This window comes from Curtobacterium sp. HSID17257 (genome assembly GCF_003989515.1).
Lineage (GTDB): Bacteria > Actinomycetota > Actinomycetes > Actinomycetales > Microbacteriaceae > Curtobacterium.
In genome coordinates this window covers 1-2,625 of record NZ_RBLU01000195.1, presented here as the reverse complement: position 1 = coordinate 2,625, position 2,625 = coordinate 1, and the positions used below count along the sequence as shown (strand labels likewise).

The window sequence follows — 2,625 nt, the reverse complement described above, 5'->3', positions numbered from 1 at the left end:
TGGCCTGCGGCGTGCTCGACGCGCTGGCGAACGCCTGCATCCAGGCGGCGCTGCACGTCGGGTCGGGCGACGCCGTGCTCCCCGTGGTGAGCGTCCTCAACGCCCTCTACCCGATCGGCACGTTGGTGCTCGCCGGCGTGGTGCTGCGTGAGCGGCTGACCCGGGTGCAGTGGACCGGGATCGTGTTCGCCTTCGCGGCGTCGGTCGGTCTGGCGCTGGCGTAGCGGGTGTCCGGCGGAACGGGTGTCCGGCGGGGCGGGTGTCCGGCGGAGCGGGTGTCCGGCGTCAGTCGTCGGCGATGAGGCGCTTGCCGAGGGACACCGCACGGTCCGGGGCGTACCCGAGCGAGGCGTAGAACCCGAGCACCTGCTCGTTCCCCTCGCGCACCTGCACGTTGACCTTCGGGCACCCTCGGGCGGTCAGGAGCCGTTCGAACTCGGCCATGAAGGCGCGACCGAGCCCGGATCCCTGCAGGTCGGGACGGACCGCCAGGTAGTTCACCCAGCCGCGGTGCCCGTCGTAGCCCGCCATGCCGACGCCGACGACCGTCCGCTCGTCGTCACGCCCGGCCTGCTCGGCGACCAGGAACAGCTCGGGCTGCTCGGCGACCTTGCGCGCGATGTCACGGCGCGGGTCGTTCCACGGGCGCAGCAGCCCGCAGGCGTCCCACAGGGCGACGACCGCCTCGGTGTCGTCGGGACGGAAGGGACGGAACACCGGGGCCATCCGGCCACGCTAGCCGCACCCCGTGGGCATCCACAGGTGCGAGGACTCGTCACCTGTCCGTCGGCGTGGTCTGATAGACCTGTCCGACCACCCCATCCGGATCAGGAGCACCGTGACCGCACACGACACCGCCCCGACGCGCCGCTCGGCGCGCGAGGACGAGGCCACGCGGCAGCCACGGCGCCCCCGGCGTCGCCAGACCGTCGGCGGGGCACTCGTCGCACTGCTGGCCGAGCTCCTGATCATCGCCGGCGCCGGCACCGGTCTCTACGTGGCGTGGACCGCGTGGTGGACGGACGTCGTCGCCGTGAACGAGCAGACGAAGCTCGTCGACGACCTCGGGCAGCGTGCGGCACCGAAGGTCGAGGGCTCCGAGCACCGCGGCGAGGCCCCCGTGCTCGCCGAACCGCCGGAGGTCACGAGCGTGTTCGGCACGATGCAGATCCCGCGCTTCGGCGCCGACTACCTGCGTCCGATCGGCGAGGGCACCGACCGCGAGCGCGTGCTCAACACGATCGGGCTCGGGCACTACCAGGACACCGCGATGCCGGGCGCCGAGGGCAACTTCGCCGTCGCAGGGCACCGCGTGACCTACGGCAAGCCGCTGAACCAGATCGCGGACCTGAAGACCGACGACGCGATCGTCGTCCGTGTGACCGACGCTGCGAAGGACTTCGACGTCTGGTACGTCTACAAGGTCACCGACTCGCAGATCGTCACGCCGGACAAGATCGAGACGATCGCGCCGGTGCCGAACCAGCCGGGTGTCACGCCCTCGGCGGAGGACCGCTGGCTCACGCTCACCGCGTGCCACCCGATGTGGTCCGCCAAGGAGCGATACGTGACCCACGCCAAGCTCGACTACTGGATGCCCGTCTCGGAGGGCACCCCCAAGGAACTCTCGGAGACGCCGCAGTGATCTTCCCGTTCGTCTGGCGGGTCCTGCCCGGACCGGCCGCCCTGAAGGTCCTCGAGCTGCTCGTGCTGCTCGCGGTGATCGTGTACGCGCTGTTCACGTGGGTCTTCCCGTGGATCGCGGCCGACATCCTGCCGCCGCCCGACGGCACGGTGGACGCGACGCCGTCCCCCTGACCGCGGTCCTCCACCAACCTCCCGCGGTTCGTGGTCCGTGGTCCGTGGTTCGTCGTTCGTGGTCCGTGGTTCGTGGTTCGTCAGACGGTGGTGGTGACCCGCGAGCCGCCCGCTGCGGTGCGTCGCACGGCGATGCGCTCGGGGATGCGCTGCTTGAGCTCCTCGACGTGACTGACGATCCCGACCTGACGCCCCCCGGCGGTCAGTCGTGCCAGCTGGCCGATGACGTCGTCGAGGGTCTCGGGGTCGAGGGTGCCGAAGCCCTCGTCGACGAACAACGTGCCGAGCGAGACCCCGCCGGCCTCGGCCTGCACGACGTCGGCGAGCCCGAGCGCCAGGCAGAGCGAGACCGTGAAGGTCTCGCCGCCGGACAGGCTCCCCGGTGCGCGCCGGGTGTCGGTGGTGTGGTCGTGGACCGCGAGCGCGAGGCCGGTCCGTCGCGCCCGTGAGCCGGCTTCGCGCTCGTCGGACGTCTCGAGGGTGAACCGACCGCCGAGCATCCCGCGCAGGCGGTCGTTCGCGGCTGCGACGACGTCCTCGAAGCGCCGCATGAGCACGTACGTGCCGAGGGTGATGCCGCTCGGGTTCACCGCGGTCACGCCGTTGGCGACGTCGGCCAGGCGGACGATCGCCCGGCTCTGCGCGGACGTGTCGTCGCGGGCCCGGACGGCGCGTGCGACCTCGGCGGCACAGCCGGCCGCGGCCTCGGCACGGTCCGATGCCGAGACCGCCGTGCGGACGGCCTCGTCGGCGAGTCCGTCCGCTGCGACGTGCGCGGCACGTGCTGCGTCGAAGTCGAGCGGGGCA

Annotated in this window: 5 protein-coding genes; 3 read left to right on the top strand and 2 right to left on the bottom strand. The window is 72.1% G+C overall.

Going from position 1 to position 2,625, the window contains the following annotated elements; genetic code table 11:
* Window positions 1–224 (top strand): EamA family transporter (locus D8M35_RS15930; RefSeq protein WP_148113408.1); only part of this gene is annotated, 224 nt, incomplete at its 5' end.
* 61 nt (window positions 225–285) lie between these two features.
* Here D8M35_RS15930 and D8M35_RS15925 read toward each other — a convergent pair.
* Window positions 286–726, bottom strand: a complete 441-nt coding sequence (locus tag D8M35_RS15925; RefSeq protein WP_126892689.1) for a GNAT family acetyltransferase — start codon at window positions 724–726, stop codon at window positions 286–288.
* Between the two features lie 112 nt (window positions 727–838).
* On the opposite strand from D8M35_RS15925, the gene D8M35_RS15920 reads away from it, so the two are divergent.
* Complete coding sequence (locus tag D8M35_RS15920; RefSeq protein ID WP_238638279.1) at window positions 839–1,645, top strand: class E sortase; 807 nt, start codon at window positions 839–841, stop codon at window positions 1,643–1,645.
* Complete coding sequence (locus D8M35_RS16805; RefSeq protein WP_153257451.1) at window positions 1,642–1,818, top strand: hypothetical protein; 177 nt, start codon at window positions 1,642–1,644, stop codon at window positions 1,816–1,818. The genes D8M35_RS15920 and D8M35_RS16805 overlap by 4 nt, the downstream gene beginning before the upstream one ends.
* Window positions 1,819–1,898: 80 nt before the next feature.
* Here the strand turns inward: D8M35_RS16805 and D8M35_RS15915 are convergent.
* On the bottom strand, window positions 1,899–2,625 hold a 727-nt coding region (locus tag D8M35_RS15915; RefSeq protein WP_148113407.1), incomplete at its 5' end, for an SbcC/MukB-like Walker B domain-containing protein.

Excerpts from the sequence above, each read along its gene's own strand:
- D8M35_RS15925 (WP_126892689.1), bottom strand. The coding sequence starts at position 726 with ATGGCCCCGGTGTTCCGTCCCTTCCGTCCCGACGACACCGAGGCGGTC.